The sequence below is a fragment of the Rhodococcus sp. 5A-K4 genome (assembly GCF_046097995.1).
Classification (GTDB): Bacteria; Actinomycetota; Actinomycetes; order Mycobacteriales; family Mycobacteriaceae; genus Rhodococcus_F; species Rhodococcus_F erythropolis.
Map to the genome: position 1 here is coordinate 12,905 of NZ_JBJURM010000047.1, position 19,546 is coordinate 32,450.

The 19,546-nt window shown below is 63.1% G+C and carries 19 protein-coding genes; 9 read left to right on the forward strand and 10 right to left on the reverse strand.

The genetic code is table 11. The features are described from left to right. Positions 1 to 2 precede the first annotated feature (2 nt). The 4 genes from ACKAMS_RS32385 to ACKAMS_RS32400 all read left to right on the forward strand — a co-directional run bounded on the left by ACKAMS_RS32385 (position 3) and on the right by ACKAMS_RS32400 (position 3,872). A complete protein-coding gene (locus ACKAMS_RS32385) occupies positions 3 to 335 on the forward strand; it encodes a helix-turn-helix transcriptional regulator (RefSeq protein WP_027494142.1) in 333 nt (110 codons plus the stop codon). Next, a complete protein-coding gene (locus tag ACKAMS_RS32390) occupies positions 335 to 1,267 on the forward strand; it encodes an integrase (protein WP_372581621.1) in 933 nt (310 codons plus the stop codon). Before ACKAMS_RS32385 ends, ACKAMS_RS32390 begins: the two co-directional genes overlap by 1 nt. A 156-nt stretch (positions 1,268 to 1,423) precedes the next feature. Next, positions 1,424 to 1,654, forward strand: a complete 231-nt coding sequence (locus ACKAMS_RS32395; protein ID WP_027494143.1) for a heavy-metal-associated domain-containing protein — start codon at positions 1,424 to 1,426, stop codon at positions 1,652 to 1,654. 34 nt (positions 1,655 to 1,688) lie between these two features. Then, the gene (locus ACKAMS_RS32400; RefSeq protein WP_027494144.1) at positions 1,689 to 3,872 is read left to right on the forward strand and encodes a heavy metal translocating P-type ATPase; all 2,184 of its coding nucleotides are present in this window, start codon (positions 1,689 to 1,691) and stop codon (positions 3,870 to 3,872) included. Between the two features lie 104 nt (positions 3,873 to 3,976). Here ACKAMS_RS32400 and ACKAMS_RS32405 read toward each other — a convergent pair whose 3' ends face one another. The 10 genes from ACKAMS_RS32405 to ACKAMS_RS32450 all read right to left on the reverse strand — a co-directional run bounded on the left by ACKAMS_RS32405 (position 3,977) and on the right by ACKAMS_RS32450 (position 14,006). Continuing rightward, positions 3,977 to 4,621: a DUF305 domain-containing protein gene (locus ACKAMS_RS32405; RefSeq protein WP_372581622.1), complete on the reverse strand. Its 645-nt coding sequence runs from the start codon at positions 4,619 to 4,621 to the stop codon at positions 3,977 to 3,979. A gap of 85 nt (positions 4,622 to 4,706) precedes the next feature. Continuing rightward, positions 4,707 to 5,129: a DUF6153 family protein gene (locus ACKAMS_RS32410; protein WP_027494146.1), complete on the reverse strand. Its 423-nt coding sequence runs from the start codon at positions 5,127 to 5,129 to the stop codon at positions 4,707 to 4,709. A 73-nt stretch (positions 5,130 to 5,202) separates the two neighbouring features. Beyond that, entirely contained in the window at positions 5,203 to 6,564 is a 1,362-nt protein-coding gene (locus ACKAMS_RS32415; RefSeq protein ID WP_408990039.1) for an MBL fold metallo-hydrolase, read from the reverse strand. 57 nt (positions 6,565 to 6,621) lie between these two features. Further along, positions 6,622 to 6,891 (reverse strand): metal-sensitive transcriptional regulator, encoded by a 270-nt coding sequence (locus ACKAMS_RS32420; protein WP_027494148.1) that lies wholly within the window; start codon positions 6,889 to 6,891, stop codon positions 6,622 to 6,624. Positions 6,892 to 6,970: 79 nt separating this feature from the next. Continuing rightward, positions 6,971 to 7,744 (reverse strand): sulfite exporter TauE/SafE family protein, encoded by a 774-nt coding sequence (locus ACKAMS_RS32425; RefSeq protein ID WP_027494149.1) that lies wholly within the window; start codon positions 7,742 to 7,744, stop codon positions 6,971 to 6,973. Beyond that, positions 7,744 to 8,163, reverse strand: a complete 420-nt coding sequence (locus tag ACKAMS_RS32430; protein ID WP_027494150.1) for a DUF302 domain-containing protein — start codon at positions 8,161 to 8,163, stop codon at positions 7,744 to 7,746. Before ACKAMS_RS32430 ends, ACKAMS_RS32425 begins: the two co-directional genes overlap by 1 nt. Before the next feature lie 42 nt (positions 8,164 to 8,205). After that, positions 8,206 to 8,457 (reverse strand): YgaP-like transmembrane domain, encoded by a 252-nt coding sequence (locus ACKAMS_RS32435; protein ID WP_027494151.1) that lies wholly within the window; start codon positions 8,455 to 8,457, stop codon positions 8,206 to 8,208. A 28-nt stretch (positions 8,458 to 8,485) separates the two neighbouring features. Continuing rightward, positions 8,486 to 10,552: an MMPL family transporter gene (locus ACKAMS_RS32440; protein WP_027494152.1), complete on the reverse strand. Its 2,067-nt coding sequence runs from the start codon at positions 10,550 to 10,552 to the stop codon at positions 8,486 to 8,488. A 962-nt stretch (positions 10,553 to 11,514) separates the two neighbouring features. Further along, positions 11,515 to 12,921 carry a helix-turn-helix domain-containing protein gene (locus tag ACKAMS_RS32445; protein WP_372581623.1) on the reverse strand — a complete coding sequence of 469 codons (1,407 nt, stop codon included), beginning with the start codon at positions 12,919 to 12,921 and terminating at the stop codon, positions 11,515 to 11,517. Positions 12,922 to 13,301: 380 nt separating this feature from the next. After that, entirely contained in the window at positions 13,302 to 14,006 is a 705-nt protein-coding gene (locus ACKAMS_RS32450) for a hypothetical protein (RefSeq protein WP_372581624.1), read from the reverse strand. A gap of 111 nt (positions 14,007 to 14,117) precedes the next feature. Here ACKAMS_RS32450 and ACKAMS_RS32455 point away from each other — a divergent pair, with 111 nt between their 5' ends. The 5 genes from ACKAMS_RS32455 (at position 14,118) to ACKAMS_RS32475 (ending at position 19,532) form a co-directional block, all read left to right on the forward strand. Next, on the forward strand, positions 14,118 to 14,747 hold the full coding sequence (locus ACKAMS_RS32455) for a restriction endonuclease (protein WP_372581625.1): 630 nt from the start codon (positions 14,118 to 14,120) through the stop codon (positions 14,745 to 14,747). A gap of 190 nt (positions 14,748 to 14,937) precedes the next feature. Then, the gene (locus tag ACKAMS_RS32460; RefSeq protein WP_372581626.1) at positions 14,938 to 15,270 is read left to right on the forward strand and encodes a hypothetical protein; all 333 of its coding nucleotides are present in this window, start codon (positions 14,938 to 14,940) and stop codon (positions 15,268 to 15,270) included. Positions 15,271 to 15,562: 292 nt separating this feature from the next. After that, positions 15,563 to 16,168, forward strand: coding sequence for a thermonuclease family protein (locus ACKAMS_RS32465; protein WP_372581627.1), 606 nt, complete (start codon positions 15,563 to 15,565; stop codon positions 16,166 to 16,168). A 94-nt stretch (positions 16,169 to 16,262) separates the two neighbouring features. After that, positions 16,263 to 18,650, forward strand: coding sequence for a DNA topoisomerase (locus ACKAMS_RS32470; protein ID WP_372581628.1), 2,388 nt, complete (start codon positions 16,263 to 16,265; stop codon positions 18,648 to 18,650). A 201-nt stretch (positions 18,651 to 18,851) separates the two neighbouring features. Beyond that, entirely contained in the window at positions 18,852 to 19,532 is a 681-nt protein-coding gene (locus ACKAMS_RS32475) for a hypothetical protein (protein WP_408990040.1), read from the forward strand. Positions 19,533 to 19,546: the final 14 nt, after the last annotated feature.

Consider the following 19,546-nt stretch of genomic DNA (forward strand, 5'->3'; position numbering starts at 1 on the left):
AGATGAAATGGAACCTGCGCATGGTCGCGGCGCAACGCGACATCTGGCGTCCGACGCAGCTACTCAAAGCATTCGAGCAGGTCGACTTCCACCCGTCACTGAGCAAGACTGCGGCCCTGTGGTCTTCGGCGCCGATCACGATCCGACTCGATGACCTGGACAAGATCTGTGCGGCGTTGAACTGCACTGTCGGTGATCTGATGCTGGCGGAAGCTGTTCACGACGCGGATCTCGACGCAGCTCCAGCACGCGCAATCGGCGATCGGTCGGGCCCGGCCGCACCCGCTACCGGGACCAGGAAGCGCGGAGCCCGCCGCGTCCCACCTCCCAACTGATGTCGGAACGAAACCCTGCCGATGGGGTGGCGGCACGCAATGCCGCCCGGCACACCGAGCGCACCATACGGATGATCGAGCAAACACCCGCGCAGTTCCGCGACGACGTGCAGGCGTGGGTCACTGCGCTGGGCGGCCGCGGTCGACGTAAATCCAGACCGCTGACGGAAGTGACCATTGCCCTCTATCTCAATTTCGCGCAACCGGTCTTGCACGAATGGGCTGAGACACACCAAAGCCTGCGATCTGTCGAAACTGTCGACATCGAGCGCGCTCTCAGCCGTCACTCAGGGCAGTCGAGACACAACGTGCACACGGCCCTGAGGTCGCTCTTCCGCGGACTCAAACGCGAACGTCGCATCTTCGCCGACCCTGCCCGAGAGGTCGCTGGTCGGTACACCCGCAGGATCCTCAGACCGTTAGGATCCGATCGCGTACATGGGCTCTTCGATCAGCTGACCAGGCCCGATGACCGGGTGATTCTGGCGCTCGTCGCGGTCCACGCGCTGACGATCGAAGAGGTCATCGGCTTCCGACTCGACCATCTCGACCGTTCGGCAGGACGAGCAACCGTCACCCGGCCACACACCCGCCACACGTTCTGGTTGGACGAGTTCACCGCCGAGGTGCTCCGCGACTGGCTGATCTACCGTCAGCTGCGGTGGCCGACCAGCACGAATCCGTACTTGCTGATCACCCGGATAACTGCGCCTACCGCACTGCCGGGCAGTCGCCACTACATCACCCGCCCATTCCGTGACCTCGGCATCACCGCCCGCGAACTGCGTGTCGATCGCATCCTCGACGAGGCCGCCCACAGTGGCGACCCAGTTGCCCTGATGACCGTGTTCGGTATCGGCACCACCACAGCGGTCCGCTATGTCAGGACCGCGCACCCAGGCCGATTCGACGTAGACCCCACCGCACCATGACTCGATCCGAAGTTCGGCCAACGGACTGGTCTTCGCCGCAGGTTCGTAAGCCACTCGACGCAGCCAACGGCCTTCCGAAACATACGGGGAGGGGGTATGGTCGACATGTCATCGAGATACCCCCAGGGGGTATCTAAGCAGCCAGAGGAGCGCGACATGATCACCACGGTTTACAAAGTCACGGGCATGACCTGCGGTCACTGCGAAGCGGCAGTCCGGGAGGAAGTAAGCACCGTTGCAGGAGTCGACACGGTCGAGGCATCTGCAGCTGCGGGAACTCTGACGGTGACAAGTGCTGACGTGCCCGACCACGCCGGTGTCATCGCAGCTGTCCGCGAGGCTGGATACACAGTCGAACCGCAACCCAAAGATTCGCGCACCGCGTAACCGCTGAACCTGGTGGAGAGAAGGATTTCCCGCGATGAACAACCACACACATGCCGACGCTGGCGGAGCCGAGACAGCGGGCACGCTGCCGGGCCACGATGCATCCGAACACAGCGCAGCCCACTCCGGCCATGGCGAGAAGGAACACGAAGGCCATACCGGTCACGAAGGCCATACCGGTCACGGTGGCCACGCCGGTCATGGGGACCACGTCGGCATGTTCCGTCGTCTGTTCTGGATCATGCTGGTCCTCGCCCTTCCGGTGATCGTTGCCTCGAACATGTTCGCGATGCTCCTCGGATACTCACTGCCCGACTCATCGTGGATCGCCTGGATCTCCCCGGTGCTCGGAACGGTGATGTATGCCTGGGGCGGTTCCCCGTTCCTCTCCGGAGCAGTCAGCGAAATCCGTTCACGTGCACCGGGAATGATGCTGCTCATCGCCCTCGCGATCACCGTCGCATTCGTCGCGTCGATGGGAGCAAGCCTCGGCCTGCTCGATCATCAGCTCGACTTCTGGTGGGAACTGGCCCTGCTGATCGTGATCATGCTGCTCGGGCACTGGATCGAAATGCGATCCCTCGCTCAGACCACCTCCGCCCTGGACTCGTTGGCAGCACTGCTCCCGGACACCGCCGAACGCGTCGACGGCGACGACGTGGTGCCGGTGCCCCCGGCCGAGCTGCAGCTCGGTGATCTCGTCGTCGTCCGCCCCGGCGGACGCGTACCCGCGGACGGCACCATCGTCTCCGGATCGGCGAGCATGGACGAATCGATGATCACCGGCGAATCACGCACCGTCCGCCGCAGCGACGGCGACCAAGTCGTCGCCGGCACTGTCGCCACCGACTCCGGTCTCCGCATCCAGGTCACCGCAGTAGGGGAGGACACCGCCCTCGCCGGCATCGGCCGCCTGGTCGCCGACGCCCAGAACTCGACCTCGCGCGCTCAGCGCATCGCCGACACCGCCGCTGGCTGGCTGTTCTGGTTCGCTCTCGGTGCCGCGATCATCACCGCTGCGGTGTGGACTCTGGTCGGGATGCCCGACGACGCCGTCATCCGCACCATCACCGTGCTGGTCATCGCCTGCCCGCACGCACTCGGACTGGCGATTCCGCTGGTGGTCTCCATCGCCACCGAACGCGCCGCCCGCGGCGGTGTTCTGGTCAAGGACCGGCTCGCACTCGAAACCATGCGCACGGTGGACACCGTGCTGTTCGACAAGACCGGGACCCTCACCAAGGGTGAACCCACCGTCACCGCAGTCGAGGTGACCGGCGGGCGCACCGCCGACAACGTTCTCGCGCTGGCCGCTGCCGCAGAAGCAGATTCCGAACATCCACTCGCCCGTGCCATCGTCGAGGCCGCACGCGCGCGGAACCTGACGGTCCCGGCTGCAGCCGGCTTTCAGTCGTCCCCCGCCGTCGGGGTCGCAGCCGACGTCGACGGCGTCCGGATCCAGGTCGGCGGGCCGGCACTGCTCGAGCAGGAACACGGATCCGAACTCGCTGTCGCCGACCGGTGGCGCGGGGACGGGGCGATCATCCTGCACGTCCTCGCCGACGGGGCCGTGATCGGTGCCCTCGCGCTCGCCGATGAGATCCGGTCCGAGTCACGCACTGCGGTAGACGCGCTGCACGCGCGAGGAATCGCGGTCGTGATGATCACCGGTGATGCCGACGCCGTCGCGAAGTCCGTCGCCACCGAGCTCGGTGTGGACCGCTACTTCGCCGGGGTGAAACCGGAAGACAAGTCGCACAACGTCGCTGAACTCCAGAGCGAAGGCCGTACGGTGGCGATGGTCGGCGACGGAGTCAACGACGCCCCGGCTCTGGCGCAGGCCGATGTCGGTATCGCGATCGGGGCCGGCACCGACGTCGCAATCGCATCGGCCGGAGTGATCCTCGCCAGCGACGACCCGAGGTCGGTGTTGTCGGTGATCGAACTCTCGCGCGCCTCGTACCGAAAGATGAAGCAAAACCTCTGGTGGGCAGCGGGATACAACCTCATCTCGGTTCCGCTCGCGGCAGGAGTGCTCGCGCCGGTCGGGTTCGTGCTGCCGATGTCGATCGGCGCGATCCTGATGTCGCTGTCGACGATCATCGTCGCTGCGAACGCACAATTACTGCGTCGACTCGACCTCACACCCGACACCATCACCGGAGCGGTGAACGAGGGGAGTTCCAACCCTCCGTCGCAGCGCACACCGTCACTGTGAGAGCTGATCTCGTACCGGGAACGCAGCCCTGACGACTGCGAAACGCTGATGGCCGCACCCTCTCCGCCGGAGAGGATGCGGCCATCGTTGTGTGGCGGGCCGGGTCAGCCGAGCAGCCGCTGCATGGTCTCGATTTCCTGCTGCTGAGTGGCGACGATGGCGCGTGCCATCTCCAGGGCGTCAGGATTGGAACCGTCCGCGATTTCGGTGTTGGCCATCTCGATGGCACCGGTGTGGTGGGCGATCATCATCGTCAACCACTGGCGGTCGAATTCCGGTCCCGACGCTGCCATCAACGCGTCCATGTCCTGAGCGGTCATCATGCCGCTGCCAGAGCTGTGGTCCATCCCGCCCATGTCACCCATGTCACCCATGTCACCCCTGTCCATGTCGGGCATGGGCTGGCCCCACTCGGTCAGCCATGCCGTCATCTGGTCCATCTCGGGCTGCTGTGCGCCGGCGATCGCCGATGCCAGCGACAGCACCTCCGGGTTGTCGGTGCGGCCGTTCGCCATGTCGGCCATCTCGACTGCTTGGGCGTGATGCGGATACATCATCTGCGCGAACATCACGTCGGCATCGTTGAACTCTGCGGACGCGCTTGCTTGGGCCGAGGACATCGGTGCCGAGGACATCGATCCCATCGCATGGCCGTCCATCGACGAATCGGCCGCGTTGTCGCTACAGCCGACGACGAGGAACGCGCTCGCGGCGGCAGCAGCGATCGAGGCAATGACTTTGGTACGCATGAGGAAACTCCTTGCAAGAGTGGGTAGTGCAGAGAATTGGATGTCGTTCGATCCGCCGACAGACACGCGTCTGCCGGGCTCCCTGTCACACTCGCAAGGTCACCGATCTGTCCAACTCCCACAACGTCCACGGCGGCGCACGCTCAAGCGTGGAGTCGGCCCGTCCAATGATCCGGTTCACCGATGTCGGCGCCAGGTCGAGGGCTGCGCTCATCGCCGGGACCGTCAGCGCGGGCCACGACACCGTCGTGCCGACGCAGGGATGCATCATCTGGTGCCCCGACGGGCAGTCATGTTCCCCGGTCATCACCGGAACCGTGGCGTCCGTGTGGGACGGTGCTGCGAACGAGGCATGGCCGCCGCTCATCGATGTGGACATCGAGCCGGTCACGGGCATCGACATCGGTGTCACCGAATGCATCAACAGGACACCGAACACCGTCAGTGCAATCAGTAAAGCTGCCGTCGGAGCTGTGCCCCGTCGACCGTGCCGATTCACTGAGTGCATGCGGCCGATGATACCAACATATACCCCCTGGGGGTACGCCTGTCTCGTCGCGTTCGGTCGTCGAAGCATTTCGTCATGTCTTCGAGGTGTCGAGTCCGAGATCTGTTGCGCGGTTGTAGTCGTCGTCGATGAGCACCACGCTGCGATGTTCCCGGTCGAGTAGTGAGGCCGCGATCGAGGCGCGATAGCCGGAGGCGCAGTGCACCCACACTTTGCCGTCGGGAACTTCTGCGAGTCGGTGTGGCAGTTCGTGGAGGGGAATGTTGATCGCACCGGGGATGTGGCCGTCCGCGTATTCGGACTGTTGACGGGTGTCGAGCACTGCAATGTCCGAGTCCTCTGCGGCGAGTCCGGCGAAGTCGGACACTTCGTAGGACCGTACGCGCCCGTCGGTGGCGAGCGAATGAATCTCTCCGACAGCGGAGCCGGAGGGGTGGTCGATGCCGATACGTGCCAACTCTCGTGTGGCATCGTCGATTTGGTCGGAGGTGTCGCCGATCAATGTCAGCGGCGCACCCCACTGGTAGAGCCATCCGAGGTAGGTGACGAATGTCGTCGACAGCTCGAAGCCGAGGGAGCCGTCGAGATGTCCGGCAGCGAAGGCGGTTCGTGCGCGGAGGTCGACGACCCATTGTCCGTCGTCGATGCGGCGGCGTAGTTCGTCGGGGTCGACGGGTTCTGGGGTGGACAGGTCGATCGGTGCGGGGCCTTCGGTGTTGATGACGCCCATGTGGGCGTAGTACGCGGGGTAGGCCGACAGTCCTGCGATCAACTCGTCGACGTAGGTTTGTTCGTCCTGGGTCAGCGCGGGATTGGACTGTTGCTGTTCACCGATGGTCGACGAGTCGCCGCTGGTGGGGGTCGCGGAGCAGAAGCTACCGAATCCGTGGGTGGGGTAGACCTCGACGTCGGCGGGGAGTTCGGCGGCGATTCGACGGACCGAGTGGAACTGGGCATGGGTGAGCTCGTCGGTGTGTTCGGAGCCGAGTAGGTCGGTGCGGCCGGTGGATCCGTAGAGCATCGAGCCGCCGGTGAAGATCGCGATCGGTTCGTCTCCGAGTTGCAGTACGTAGCTGACGTGATGATGTGTATGGCCCGGGGTGTGCATGACCTGAAACGTCGCCGATCCCGCGTCGACGACATCGCCGTCCCCCACTGCCCGTCGCTCGAATTCGACCGGGTCACCCTCGGGCACAACGTATTCGGCTCCGGTGGCGCGTGCGAGTTCGAGTCCGCCGGTGACGTAGTCGTTGTGGATGTGGGTTTCGAGTACGTGGGTGATCGCGGCGTTCTTCTCCGTAGCCAGTGCCAGGACGCGGTCGATGTCACGTTGGGGATCGATCACGACGGCGATGCCGTCGTGGCTGATCAGGTAGCTGCGGTCGCCGAGGCTCGACGTTTCGATGATGGCGATGTCTGGATCGGTGGTGCTCACGGGGTACTCCTACGGTGTAATCGGGTCGGCCTCGTTTCTGACGTGAAACGTCCTCGTTCAGGCCAGTGCGAGGAAGAGCTTTTCCAGTTCTGCTTCGGTCATGGGCTCTTTGTTGTCTGCGGTGTCGCCGGTCATGCATTCACGAAGGCCGGTGGCCACGATCTTGAATCCGGCTTTGTCGAGGGCGCGGGAGACGGCGGCGAGTTGAGTGACGACGTCTTTGCAGTCGCGTCCGTTCTCGATCATGCCGATCACACCGGCGAGTTGGCCGTGTGCGCGGCGCAGACGGTTGAGTACCAATGCGATGCTGTCTTCGTCGCCGATCATTGCGGTCTCCTGAGGGTGTGTGATGGTGGTAGTCCTTCCAGATTACCCCCGGGGGCATCGGTTCGGTGTGTGCAGTCGGTCATGAAAGAACGAGGGTGTCGACAAGTACATAGCCCGCGACGGCGAACACCAGGTAGGCGAACCACGTGCGCAGCTTGTCGGTGTCGATGCGTGTGCTCAGTTTTCCGGCGACCAGCGAGCCTGCGATCGCCGCACCGGCGAACGCGGCTGTCAGTGGCCAGTTCCCGCCGAGCCCGTCGGCCTGAGCGATCAGTCCGGCGGCGGAGTTGGCGACGATGACCACCAGCGACGTTCCGACAGCGACACTCATCTCGATTCCCAGCAACAGCACCAGAGCGGGGATGATCAGAAATCCTCCGCCGACGCCGAACAGTCCGGTGAGGACACCGACCCCGAACCCGGTCGGTATGGACCGTGGTGCGCATCGCCGCCAATCGATCCCGGAACTTCCTGTCTTGCAAGCGGTTCCGACATCGTCGGTGCTGCGCAGCATCCGCGCCCCGGCGATGATCATGACGATCGCGAAGCCGATCATCACTGCGGCCTCGGGCAGATGCCTGCCCAGGACGCTGCCGACCAGCGTGCCGACGATACCGGTGGCCGCGAAGATCGCCGCCAGTCGCCATTCGACGAGCTTCGCCCGCACCTTGGGGATGGCCCCGGTCGCCGAGGCGACACCGATCACCAGCAACGATGTCGGTATCGCCTCCGACAGGTCCATTCCCAGGGCGTAGACGAGAACCGGGACGGCGAGGATCGACCCGCCGCCTCCGAGGAGACCGAGCAGGATGCCGACGGCGACGCCGAGGACCAGTGCCAGCGTCAGGGTCATCAGCTGTGGGCTGCGTCCTGGCCACCGAGTGCGTCGATGGCGGCCTGGAGCTTGGTGGTGGCCTCGGCCGCGACGTCGGACAGTGCTGGCTCGCCGGTCGCTTGGACCATGATGTCGGGGTTCATCGCTTCGACAATGACCGATCCGGAAGCGGAGGTGTCGGCGCGGACGACGACATTGCACGGCAACAGCAAGCCGATCTGGCGCATGACCCCGACGGCGCGGTGCGCGAGGGACGGATTGCAGGCACCGAGGATCAGATACTGCTCCATGTCCTCGCCGAGCTTGGCCTTCAACGTGGCCTGCATGTCGATTTCGGTGAGAACACCGAAGCCCTGATCTGCGAGGGAGGCTTTGACGGCGTCGACTGCGGTGTCGAAGTCGGTGTCGGTCAGAGTGGTCGAGAGTGCGATGTTCATAAGGGAAGTTCCTTTCGGTCGTCGAACTGCGGTGATCTGGGCCTACCCGATTCGGGGCTGGCGAATACTCGGCACGCCCACCCTGGTGAGAAGCGCGCTGGCCGGGCACCAGCCGACCGCTGCGTAAAGGGCGAGGTTCGCGGCAGCGAACGCGCTGAGCAGTCGCCACTGCGGTGCGTGGAGTTCGCCGAGGGCCAGGCCGGTGGCGGTGACGCCGGCGGCGAGGGCGGGGACGATACGTTCGATCGGCCAGCCCGCGAACGCGGACGAGCGAGTGGTGTTCGGATCGATCATGATTGCTCCGTTCGGGTTGTAAGGGTGGTCAGTGCGAGAAGCTGATCGAGGGCAACACCTTGCGCAGCCAGGCCGGTGACCACCATGCGGCGTGTCCGCTCAAACGCAGCAGGACCGGCAGCAGGATCAGCCTGATCAAGAAGGCGTCGAGCAGTACCGCGACGCCGAGGATGATGCCCATCTCCTTCGGTGGGAGCGGATCGGAGAGTGCGAAGGTGAAGAACACTGCGACCATGACCGCGGCGGCGGCGAAGATGACCCGGCCGGAGTGGGCGAGGCCGTCGACCTGAGCGGCTTTCGGGTCCCCGGTCTTCTCGTAGTGCTCTTTCGCGGTGGCGAGCAGGAACACTGTGTAGTCCATGGCGATGGCGAAGATCATCGCGAAGAAGAACACCGGACCCCAGCCGTCGAGGAAGCCTTGCGGGGTGAATCCGAGCAGTGATGCGCCGTGCCCGTCCTGGAAGATCAGCTTCGCGACCCCGAACGCTGCGGCGGTCGAGAGCAGACTGACTGCGGTGCCGAGGATCGCGATCAGCGGTGCTTGGAGGGCGACGAGCAGCAGGATGAAACCGAGCGCCAGAATGATACCGATCACCAGCGGTAGGTAGTCGTTCAGTGCTTGCTGCAGATCGAGGTTCTCCGCTGGGGCACCGCCGACCAACGCCGACTCCGGGAGTTCGGCGCGCAGGTCACCGAGGATGGTGCCCATTCTCTCGTCCGAGGGGTCAACGGTGGGAAGTGCTTGTAGCAGTGAGTAGTTTGAGCCGTCCGCGGCAGGCTGGGGCGGAGTGACCATCGAGATCCCGTCGACGGTACTGGCTGCCGTGGCGGTCGCGGCGGCATCCGCGGACGGGACGACGATCTGCAGTGCGCCGGGTGCGCCGGCACCGAACTGGGCCTGGACGAGCTCGTAACCCTGGCGAACCGGTGCGTCTTCGGGGACGACGGCGATCGAGGGCATCGCCACTTTCAGTCCGAGGACCGGAAGGGCCAGCGCAATGAGGATGCCGACGGAGACCAGAGCGAACGGCCAGGGGTGCTTGTGGAGCAGTTCACCCCAGGCTGCGAATTTCGGGGAGCGGTGCTGCTGGCGCTTGGCGTAGGGCAGGGAGGCGGCGTTGACCTTGGAACCGAGTGCACCCAGGGTTGCGGGGAGCAGGGTCATGGTGGCGATCAGCACGAAGGTCACGGCGAGCATGATGCCGACGGCCATGGTGCGCACCGCCGGTGCGGGAACGAGCAGGACGGCCGAGAGGCTCACCAAGACCGTCAGACCGGACAGGACCACGGCTTTGCCTGCGGTGTCCATGGTTTCGGCGACCGCGGCACGTGGATCGGCGTTGCGCAGTGCGTCGCGGAACCTGGCGACGATGAACAGGGCGTAGTCGATTCCGAGGGCGAGGGCGAACATCATCGCGAAGTTCATCGCCCACACCGAGATCGGCGTGACGCCGTTGAGCAGAACGAGTCCGCCTGCGGATGCGACCAGGCCGGCAACGGTGAGTAGCAGCGGCAATCCCGCGGCGACGAGGGAGCCGAACGCGAGCACCATGATCGCCAAAGTGACCGGCCAGGAGAACAATTCGGCCTGAATCATGGCGTCGTGGTTGGCCTTGTTGAAGTCCGACCACAGTGCGGAGGATCCGGTCGGGTAGACCTCGATGCCGTCGCCGGAGAGTTCGGTCAGCTCGCCCTTCACCTCGTCGACGGCCTTGACCATGTCGTCGGTACTCGCGTTTGCGCCGGCGATCAAGATGCCGGTGTGACCGTCGGGACTGATCGTCATGCCCGGCTGGGGGGCGATGACCTCACCGAAGCGAGTGTCACCGTCGAATACGGCCGCGACGTCGGTGAGTGTCTGCTGCATCGCTGCGTCTTCGATCGTGGCGGTGTCGGAGTGAACGACCACCTGCACTGCTGCAGAGGAATTGCCGCCGAAATGCTGCTGGGCGAGCTCGCGGACCTGGACGGATTCGGAACCGTTGGCCTGCCAGCCGGCCCCGGCCAAGGATGAGAACACCGATGGTGCAGCCGATCCCAGTGCAACGAGGGCGATCAGCCAGATGCCGAACACCCACCGGCGGCGGGCGACCATCGTGCTTCCCAGGCGGCCTAGTGCGCCGGGTGCCGGTGGCCGATGGCGGTCGTGGCGGCCGGTGGCCGCCGCGGTAGCGGGCTTGGTCACAATTGCTTCTCCTAATACGGGTGGGGGTATTCAGAAGTGTTGAAGACGCCCAGAGATTCCTGCGAAATGCAGTGGAGTGCTGTTGGGGTGGGGGTCAGCGACGAAACAGGGAACGAAAGAAGTTGTCGCGTGTAGCTGGGGCGGGTGTCTCCATGGAGCAGGAGCACTGCTGCGACCGCGGAACGTTCTTCATGACGCTGTCGACATGTCGACCGCAGCCAGCCCAGGTGGTCTTACCGCATGCCGGGCACGGGACGGGGTAGCACATGGCGGTCCTTTCTGGCGGGTACATCACTACTGTGACACATACCTAGGGGGGTATGCAAGTACCCGTGGGGGTATGAGGGAAGGGGTGGGCCGGAGCCGATCGGTAGACGGCAGTGGTTTTGCCGGATCCAACGCGAGGCTGTGCTGGCGGCCGCACGAGGCGTTTGATGGTCGCCAGTCTGCGAATGCGGTTGTCCCTCAGGGGTTGATGCTCCACCCACGCGCGAGTTGCGCCGCTATCGTCCGCGAGTTTCTGTGAACCCGCGCAGTTGCATCCCACTTCCATTCCCACACCCAGGCCGGTCCGGACGGGAGCGGCCCAGGAGTGGCAAGCATCGGAGACAACGGATTCGGGGGCATCGGCGACGAATGCCCGCGCCGCTGGCATCCGAACCATCTCGAGCAACAGCACCGCGGCTTGCAACACGAAACGGAACTGCTTCACAACGGCGGATCCGCGGTACTTCTAGATCATGTCCGGCAGGCGGTCGCGCCAGCAGGTAGGATTGACATACGTTGCATGACAATGGCTTTCGACTGCAACCTGACATAATCTAGATTATCGGTAATGATTGTCGTTATCGTTGACTTGGTTATCACTGGACCTATAAGCCTGGTGTACCCGTGAGCTCGTCGTGATATTCAGTCAGCCACTCGCGCACGCCGCCCGGCTGTGTGCCCATATGGCCGGGGATACTGTCACCGGTGTCGTCGAAGATGTGCGGTTCGTCGATACCGAACTCGGCGAACATGTCTGTCGCGAGAAAGAATGCCGCAGCTCCAGCGGCGGCCTGCATGTCGTCAGGGCCGATAACAGTAGCTGTGGTCTGTACGGGTGTGGTCGTCGGTGACAATCGAGAGCCAACTGGAAGCTCGTGGAAATTCTCGTGTGGCCGTCTTCCTCGTATCCGTATGCAGATTCCGCCGTTGTACGTGGTTGCGTGCCTGAAGTGAAGCTGTGCAAACAGCTCCAACTCTCCCGAGGCCCCGGTGTCGATGGCGTGGTCGATGAGAAATTTGATTGCGACGAATAGCGCCCATTCGATGCGTTCGGCTGGAACCAGTATGGCACTACCGTGTGTGCCTCTAAATGTCCCGCCGGTGTCATCGACCGTGGTCGCACCTGGGAGGAACCTCAGTGCGTGGCAAAGAAACCCTTCTCCGTGGTGGCCGAGCTCGATGACCGTCTCGGGTGTGGTGAAGATGGTGCGCTGGGGCGCTGGTCGAACGACATAGTTCGGATGGCCCGGCTTAAATTCAATGTCGTGGCCAGGCAGTCTGCGCGGGTTGTCCCATTGGGTGAGGAAGTCGGTTTCAGCGAGTCGTGCGGCGACGCCGACAGGCCGGGACCCGGCGTTCACCGGGACAGCGGCGACCGAGATCGAAGCTTCACCGAATTCTCCGGCCACCGCACGCTGCAGCACGGTCTGAAGACCGTTGGCGTGAATGGTTTTCAGCGCAGACACGATATCCGCGTGGCTGTTGACTCGGTCTCGGTAGCGGGCCGCTACCTCGAATTCCTTGAGGTAGCGCGTCTCGGCTCCGTTACGCACGGGGTACGAAAGCGTGATGCCATTGGGCCCGCTCGGGCTCAGCGCGTGAGGGGCGTCGCGGCTGGCGGCGACCTCGATGACCACGTAGTGTCCCGCGCCCTCCGTGGCTCCATCGGTCTGATGGACGGTGACTCCCCCCAGGAACGGACTAACATTGCTCGCTACCGCCATCTGGACCTGTTTTCGTACCTCTGCACCAGTCATTGTGACGGGGCTTGCGGCGGCGGCGGCGGAATTCTCTTCCGTCACTCCAAGGATGATGATGCCGCCCCGGTGGTTGGCCAGGGCTGCGACGTCCTTCGCGATCTCAGCGCCGGCACCCTTTGCGTATACCGCCGATTTCCAGTCGAGTTGGTCACTTTCGGCGACCTTGTCCGCAACAGCACGCTCGATTGCGCCCGCGTCGATCCTCGACACAGGAACGCCGAAAATGGCGCGCAATGCGGGGTAGTCAGCCATCCGCTCATCTTGTCGGATGACCGCTACAGAACGCACATCAAGGTGTTGCTCAGCGGAGTGCGGGTTCAGAGTTCCGCGCCATCCAGACAGCGAACACAGATGTTCTCGGTCGAATCGTTCCAGCCGCGTGACTCGATGTCCTCCAGGTATCTCTTCGTGAACCCCATGTCACGACTACCCGTCACAAGGGTCGGCACACGGCACGGACGTGCCCAGCGTGTGAGGGTCGCCTGGTGACAATGAGCAGTGGGTGGGAATGCGCCGGGATTGAATTCTGTCCGCGCGGTGTTATCGTATGAGTAGCAAGGAACCGGTCCTCCGGGCGTGAGCCTCGACAGCCGGTCTGGCCCCTGGTGTAGCTACGGCAGCCAGGGGTTGCTTCATTCTTGGGCCTTCTCCGGCTCGCTGACCTCGACGAAGTGCACATTGTCGGCGATCACGTCGAACAGTTTGCTGGTGCTGTTGGTGTGTGTGAGGGTCCGCCGATAGGCCATTGAGACCAGGTCGGGCAGCCACAGCAGGTGTTCGTGGCGCGGTGACGTCGACAGGAGGCGGGTGTTGCGGGGGATCAGTTTCTCGGACACCAAGGCTTTGTGGTCAGCCTTGTCTTTATTGCGGAAGTTGCTCTGATTGCGTTCCTCGAGCACGAACAGATCGATGGCTGGCCAGACATCGTCGCGGCCGGCTCCGAGCTCGATCGCGAGCTGGCGATAGCAGGCGGTCCGCGCGGTCTGAGCGTCGGTGTCGTCGGCTCCGACCGGGATTTGGTGCGCGATCACACATGCTTCGTGCCCATCGGCGAGGAAGTCGAGCATGTCGCGGGTCTGGTCGATTCCAGATGTGGTTTGCAGCGCTTTTGTGGTGTGCCAGTAGGTTCCGTCGGCGATGTCCTCGATGCCCACCCGTAGCTCATCCATCGCGTCTAGTTCGACGATGACGGCGGTAAACACATAAAAGGTGTCCCGGTGTGCAGCGACACCGTCCGGGGCCTGATACGACTCATCAAGGAAGGCCACTGGGCCAGTGGTGCGTTGGTAGGCGTCGAACACGATCTGTGCAGCGGGATCGGGGCGGCGCGAAGGCATCACGACATCTTAAGGCGGGCTCAGACAGGCCAGCTATTACCGCTTCCATCGACTGACCCTGATTGTCGGCGTTCCCGCTTATGATCTTCTGATCTGACAGACGGAGGATCGATGGAGCCCAGGCATCAGCGTGCCGAGCGTGAGATGGCCCGCGTGATGAGGAGCATGGGGTTTCACGACGCACGGGAGATGTCGGGACGTCACGACAGTGGCATCGACATCATGTCCACAGCCGCGATTGCGCAGGTAAAGATGCACTTCAAAGCCGTAGGTCGCCCTGCGCTACAGAATCTGGCTGGTGCACGTGGGGTCGACCACTCGAAGCAGCTCATCTTCTTCTCGTACGAGGGATACGCGCGAACCGCTCTTCAGTATGCAGATGAAGTAGGGATGGCTCTGTTCACCTTTGATGATGTTGGCTGGACGTGCGCTCCTGTCAACAATGCCGCCACCAAACTTCTTCGTAGGCAGACAGCCAGCAGGGATGCGCATGTCGAGGATCAGATCGGTCAGTTTGAACTCCGGACCGGAGCGCCGCCCTCGATCAAGCGGGTGCCCGTGCCAGTAAGTACGACTCCAGTGGACAACTCGCCGGACACGGAGGGTCTCGTTGTCTTCGCGATCGCACTCGCCATTAATATTGCTCTCATTTTATTGTTTGATCTTCCCGCGATCTTTTGGATGACTTACTGGTTTATAGCTATTACTGCCATATCAGTGGTCGTGCGCGCAGATAAGTAATACTGAAAAGAAATAATCGACGTCGAATTCGCACTTAGATATCAAGTCCGCCCCGGGGTGAGCTTACGGCACAACGGACAACTGCCGCATTCGACGCGAATGCGGCATCCATTGAGATAGATGAACATGCATCGAATAACCTACTGAGTCCAGGAGTGGTACTCGCGACCCAACCCGAAAGGAATCAGCAGTGCCCGAACCCACGACACCATCGACTGGCGACGACTGGCTCGTGACCGAACTACAGAGGGCCCAGGACGAATACGTTCATGACCCCAGAAACGACTGGTACACCGAGGACGATCTGGTGGAGAACGGGTACCGCCGCGAAGCCCTGGTCGATCTATTCGGCAAGCCAATTGAGGGACATGACGGGATCGTCGGATGGACCGTCTCATCGGTAACGAAGATCGAGCAGACACAGTTGGCACCTGCCTACGAGCTGCTCAAGGACGCTTTCGGCGCGTTCCACGACGACGCTGACACCATGACCAGTCGCGTTTACTACTACTACGACGACTGATTTCGGTTGAGGCCGTCGACGACCCGTCGTACTCGCGCCAGAAGCACGTCCGGGCCGTCGGCGCACACCCACGCTAGTTTCCGCATCAGCTCCCACTATCGATCGGGAGACGCAGCTCGAGCGGGTAAGCCAATCATGTCGGTGACATGCGCTAAATTGGCTGGTGTGTTCGACCGTCGATGAGGGTCACGGTCGAGCGTCCTGTGGTCAGCACCCACCGACCGCTGCTCGGCAGCGTGTGTCCCGGTGGCCGTGTGCTGGCCGACGCGCTCGCACCCACACGAAGGCCTTCATGTCCGTACTCCCTCGATTCGCTGCCCGTTCCCCACATCTGTCGCGCACAGGCAAGCGCGTATTCGCGGTCTGTGTAGCCGCTCCTGCCGTTGCCGCGATGCTGGCGGGCTGCGATCCCCTGACCGCTCCCCCCAACTCCGCACACGCCTCTGACGCCGTCTCCGCGACCAGCGGGGTAGTCGACCGGGTAATCGACGGCGATACCGTCGACGTGCGTCTGTCGACCGGCGGCGACCCGGTCCGGGTCCGCATCCTCGGTATCGACACCCCCGAAACAGTCGACCCCGACGCACCGGTGCAGTGCTGGGGACCGGAAGCGAGCGCCTGGGCGCACCAGCAGCTCGACGGCACCACGATCACCGTCACCACTGACCCGGTGGCCGACGACACCGACCGATACGGCCGTCTCCTGCGTTACGTCCTGCTCCCCGACGGCAGCAACTACAGCGTCCACGCAGCCGAAAACGGCATGGCGCGGGCGTACATCTACCAAGGTCAACACCTCACCGAAGCTGCGAACATCACTGCCGCACAAGCAACCGCGCAATCCAACGGTGCCGGCCTGTGGGGCGCACCGTGCTTCGGCGAAACAACTCGCCGTTGACGACACCCGCACCGCCTACGTATCTCCCCGCCGACGGTTCGAAAAAGTGAAGGCCATGTCGCCGCACCCACCGCAGAGAAGAAAGATCGATGTCATGGGAAAAGTTGGAATCCTCACCGAAAAGCCCTCCGCAGCACGTAACTTCGCGGCCGCACTGGGCGGAATGAGCGGCACGTTCGAGGGAACGGAGTACGTCATCGTCCACGCTCGCGGCCACCTGTTGGAATTGAAGGACCCCTCCGCGATGGTGCCGGCTTCACTCACCGACACATACCGGAGCTGGGAGCTCGAGCATCTACCGTGGAATGCCGACGACTTCCGCTGGGAGCGAGAGATCCGGCGCCGGGTGTCCGGCGGGAAGCTGGTCACCGATCCGGACGCGAAGAGCTTGCTCCACGAACTGAAGTCAGTGCTCTCGGAGTGCGAGAGCGTCTGCAATGCAGCCGATCTCGACCCCACCGGCGAAGGCTCACTCCTCGGCTGGGAGATCGTGGAATACCTGGGCCTGGAGAACAAGAAGCTCGAACGGATGGAGTTCCTGGACGAGACACCGGCGTCGTTGCAGAAGGCCTTCAGAGCACGTCGAGCGGTCAGCGCAATCGCCGCCGAGGGCGACTACCGCAAGGCCGACTTCCGGTCGAAGTGGGACATGCTCTCGATGCAGTTCACCAGACTCGCGACCAAAACCGTGGGCGCGACCACCGTACTGCGCAACGGCCGACTCAAATCCGCAATGGTCGTAATCGTCGGCGACGGACTCGACGCACACAGGAATTACGTCAAGAAAGCGTTCTACGAGAACCGTTTTCGTGACGAGAACGGAGTCACGTACGCCGACCCCAACGTCGATCGATTCGACACACAGGTCGATGTCCCCGGCGGCCTGGTCTCCTCGCCGGTAATCCACGACGGGACGAGCCGTAAGAAGACAGGGCCGCCGCGGTTGATGGACCTCGCAGCCCTGTCGTCTCTGCTGGCGAAGAAGGGTTTCGGAGCCAGGAACGTCCTCGACACCTATCAGAAGATGTACGAGGCGCAGGTGGTGTCCTACCCGCGCACCGAGGACAAATTCATCTCGATCGAGCAGTTCAATGAACTGCTCCCACTGGTCGACACGATCGCCGGCGTCGTCGGTGTCGACCCTGGGGCGCTGAGCCATCGCGGCCCGCGCACGAGCCACGTCAAATCCGGCGGCGCGCACGGTGCCAACCGCCCGGGCCCCAACGTCCCGACGTCCCTGGACGCAGTGGAGAAGACGTACGGGGAATTGGGCAAAGCGATCTACGAGCTCCTCGCGAAGAACTACCTCACCATGCTCGCGTCCGATTACGAGTACGACCAGCATCGCGGCCACGTCGAGCAGTACCCGAGCTTCGTCGGCTCACTGAACGTGCCCGTAGTCGCCGGGTGGAAAGGCGTGTTCAACACCGAGGACGAGGACCAGCAGAGTAACGACCAGCCGGAAGGAGTCACCGCGTTCGGCACCGTCGCCGACCCGTTCGTCCACGAGGGCTTCCCCGCTCGGCCCCCGCACCCGACGATGGGTTGGTTGATGAAACAGCTCGAGAAGCGGAACGTGGGTACCGGTGCGACCCGGACGAGCACGTACGCCGAAGTGACGAACAACTCGGGTGGCAAGGCGCTGATGGTCGAGCAGCGCGGCAAGATAACTCTCAGCGCGATCGGTGAACTCAACCATCGGATTCTGCCGGGTACGCACATCGGTGACCTGACGATCACCGAGCAGGTCTTCGAGCAGATGGCGCAGATCGAGGCCGGAACCGGTGAGGCAGCCGACTATCTGTCCCTCGTGGCCGATCTCGTTCGTCACGACCTGCAGACGATGAAGGCAAATACGAGCAGGCTCCCCGGCGAACTGAAGGCACGGATGGGCACGGCCGGGGTGACTCGGGCGGCGGTGGAGATGATCGACCTGCCGCCGGAGCTGCACTTCACCCATGCAGGCACGGTCGTGACCCGCGCGAAGCGGGTCTTCGGTGGCCACCGGTTCACCGACACCGAAGTAGCGAAACTGCTGGCCGGTCAGGTCATCGAGATCGACGCCACGAGCTCGAAATCGGGAAAGACGTTCACCTGCACGGGAAAACTCGAACCGGGCGTGATGGACAAGGACGGCAGGCAGTACCCACACGTGAGCTTCAACCCTCGATTCGAGGAGCGTGCACCCCGGACCGACCTGGTCAGCGGAGTGTGGAAGGGCAAGTCGGTCACGTTCAAAGGCCGCGGATGGGGTGCCAACGACCACTGGCCCGGTAAGGACTTCACCGAGCAGGAAATCGAAAAGCTACTGGCCGGAGAGACCATCGAATTCGACGCCAAAAGCAAGACAGGCAAGACGTACCGGGCCCAGGGCGCACTGGCCACAGGTACTTACCAGGGCAGCAAGACATTTGGATTCAAGCTGAAGTTCGAGGACCGCAAATCCACCGCAGGCACCAAGAAACGCACCGTGCGTCGGTAAACGGGTGCGGCAGGACAGCAGCGGGGTCGTACGCCTGCACCCATCAGGAAACGAGTTCGAGCGGCGGGTTCAGAAGAAGGTCAGCTGTGCCTCGTCGACGCGGACACGTCCGGGCGTCGTCCGACGGGGTCGGACCGGGGAGCGTGCCGATCCGAACCGATTAAGTGCAGCCCGCCTGTGTCGCCGCCCTATAGTGCGACGGTGACATACCTGCACGCGGGCACGGCCGCATTGATTGCTCCCGCCCTGAAGGACGTCCGGCCGCTCCCTGGAGATAGACAGCCGAGTGACGTATGGGGCAAAGCCGCCGACACCCTCGCCTCGCTAGCCCAACGGGGCGACACTTCGAAAACCGATACAGACAACGTTAAGGCCAAAGACGTCGCCGCTCAGGCCGATGGCACCGGTGGGCGGCTACGTGGCTACGAAATAGCAGCGATTAGCCGTCTCTGCGATGAACTACTTACGTTCCTATTCGCCCAAGCCGAACCCATGGTTACAGATGCGGGATCCACTACACGTCACGCATATCCTGTCCAGTTCGTAAGCCCAGCCCTCCTCGACGAGCTCAGCAATTATCTCTCGCCAACGGTCGCAGCTTCCATCCAAGACATCGACACGATGTGGAACCAGCCATCAGCGCCGAGCTACCTGAAAAACTGGGTCTCCGAGTTATCCAGAAAGTTACGGTTTGAGACAGCCGTCTGGTCCGAGCATGAGCTCGGATTGTATGTGAAATACCCAGACAACTCTCCAAGTGTCAAAACAGCATTTGAAACATGGAACAGAACGCTTCGCAACATCGAACGAGATTTTAGCGATCAGCTCGCCGTCGGCCCCGCGCTATGTGTCAAGTCAAGTGAGACAGTGACGTTCAGTTGATCTGCGATTCCGAG

What these genes read in the sequence shown, in the direction of transcription:
- ACKAMS_RS32385 (WP_027494142.1), top strand. Translation starts at nt 3, where the DNA reads ATGAAATGGAACCTGCGCATGGTCGCGGCGCAACGCGACATCTGGCGT.
- ACKAMS_RS32390 (WP_372581621.1), top strand. Translation starts at nt 335, where the DNA reads ATGTCGGAACGAAACCCTGCCGATGGGGTGGCGGCACGCAATGCCGCC.
- ACKAMS_RS32395 (WP_027494143.1), top strand. Translation starts at nt 1,424, where the DNA reads ATGATCACCACGGTTTACAAAGTCACGGGCATGACCTGCGGTCACTGC.
- ACKAMS_RS32400 (WP_027494144.1), top strand. Translation starts at nt 1,689, where the DNA reads ATGAACAACCACACACATGCCGACGCTGGCGGAGCCGAGACAGCGGGC.
- ACKAMS_RS32405 (WP_372581622.1), bottom strand. Translation starts at nt 4,621, where the DNA reads ATGCGTACCAAAGTCATTGCCTCGATCGCTGCTGCCGCCGCGAGCGCG.
- ACKAMS_RS32410 (WP_027494146.1), bottom strand. Translation starts at nt 5,129, where the DNA reads ATGCACTCAGTGAATCGGCACGGTCGACGGGGCACAGCTCCGACGGCA.
- ACKAMS_RS32420 (WP_027494148.1), bottom strand. Translation starts at nt 6,891, where the DNA reads ATGATCGGCGACGAAGACAGCATCGCATTGGTACTCAACCGTCTGCGC.
- ACKAMS_RS32425 (WP_027494149.1), bottom strand. Translation starts at nt 7,744, where the DNA reads ATGACCCTGACGCTGGCACTGGTCCTCGGCGTCGCCGTCGGCATCCTG.
- ACKAMS_RS32430 (WP_027494150.1), bottom strand. Translation starts at nt 8,163, where the DNA reads ATGAACATCGCACTCTCGACCACTCTGACCGACACCGACTTCGACACC.
- ACKAMS_RS32435 (WP_027494151.1), bottom strand. Translation starts at nt 8,457, where the DNA reads ATGATCGATCCGAACACCACTCGCTCGTCCGCGTTCGCGGGCTGGCCG.
- ACKAMS_RS32440 (WP_027494152.1), bottom strand. Translation starts at nt 10,552, where the DNA reads ATGGTCGCCCGCCGCCGGTGGGTGTTCGGCATCTGGCTGATCGCCCTC.
- ACKAMS_RS32445 (WP_372581623.1), bottom strand. Translation starts at nt 12,921, where the DNA reads ATGGCTGACTACCCCGCATTGCGCGCCATTTTCGGCGTTCCTGTGTCG.
- ACKAMS_RS32450 (WP_372581624.1), bottom strand. Translation starts at nt 14,006, where the DNA reads ATGCCTTCGCGCCGCCCCGATCCCGCTGCACAGATCGTGTTCGACGCC.
- ACKAMS_RS32455 (WP_372581625.1), top strand. Translation starts at nt 14,118, where the DNA reads ATGGAGCCCAGGCATCAGCGTGCCGAGCGTGAGATGGCCCGCGTGATG.
- ACKAMS_RS32465 (WP_372581627.1), top strand. Translation starts at nt 15,563, where the DNA reads ATGTCCGTACTCCCTCGATTCGCTGCCCGTTCCCCACATCTGTCGCGC.
- ACKAMS_RS32470 (WP_372581628.1), top strand. Translation starts at nt 16,263, where the DNA reads ATGGGAAAAGTTGGAATCCTCACCGAAAAGCCCTCCGCAGCACGTAAC.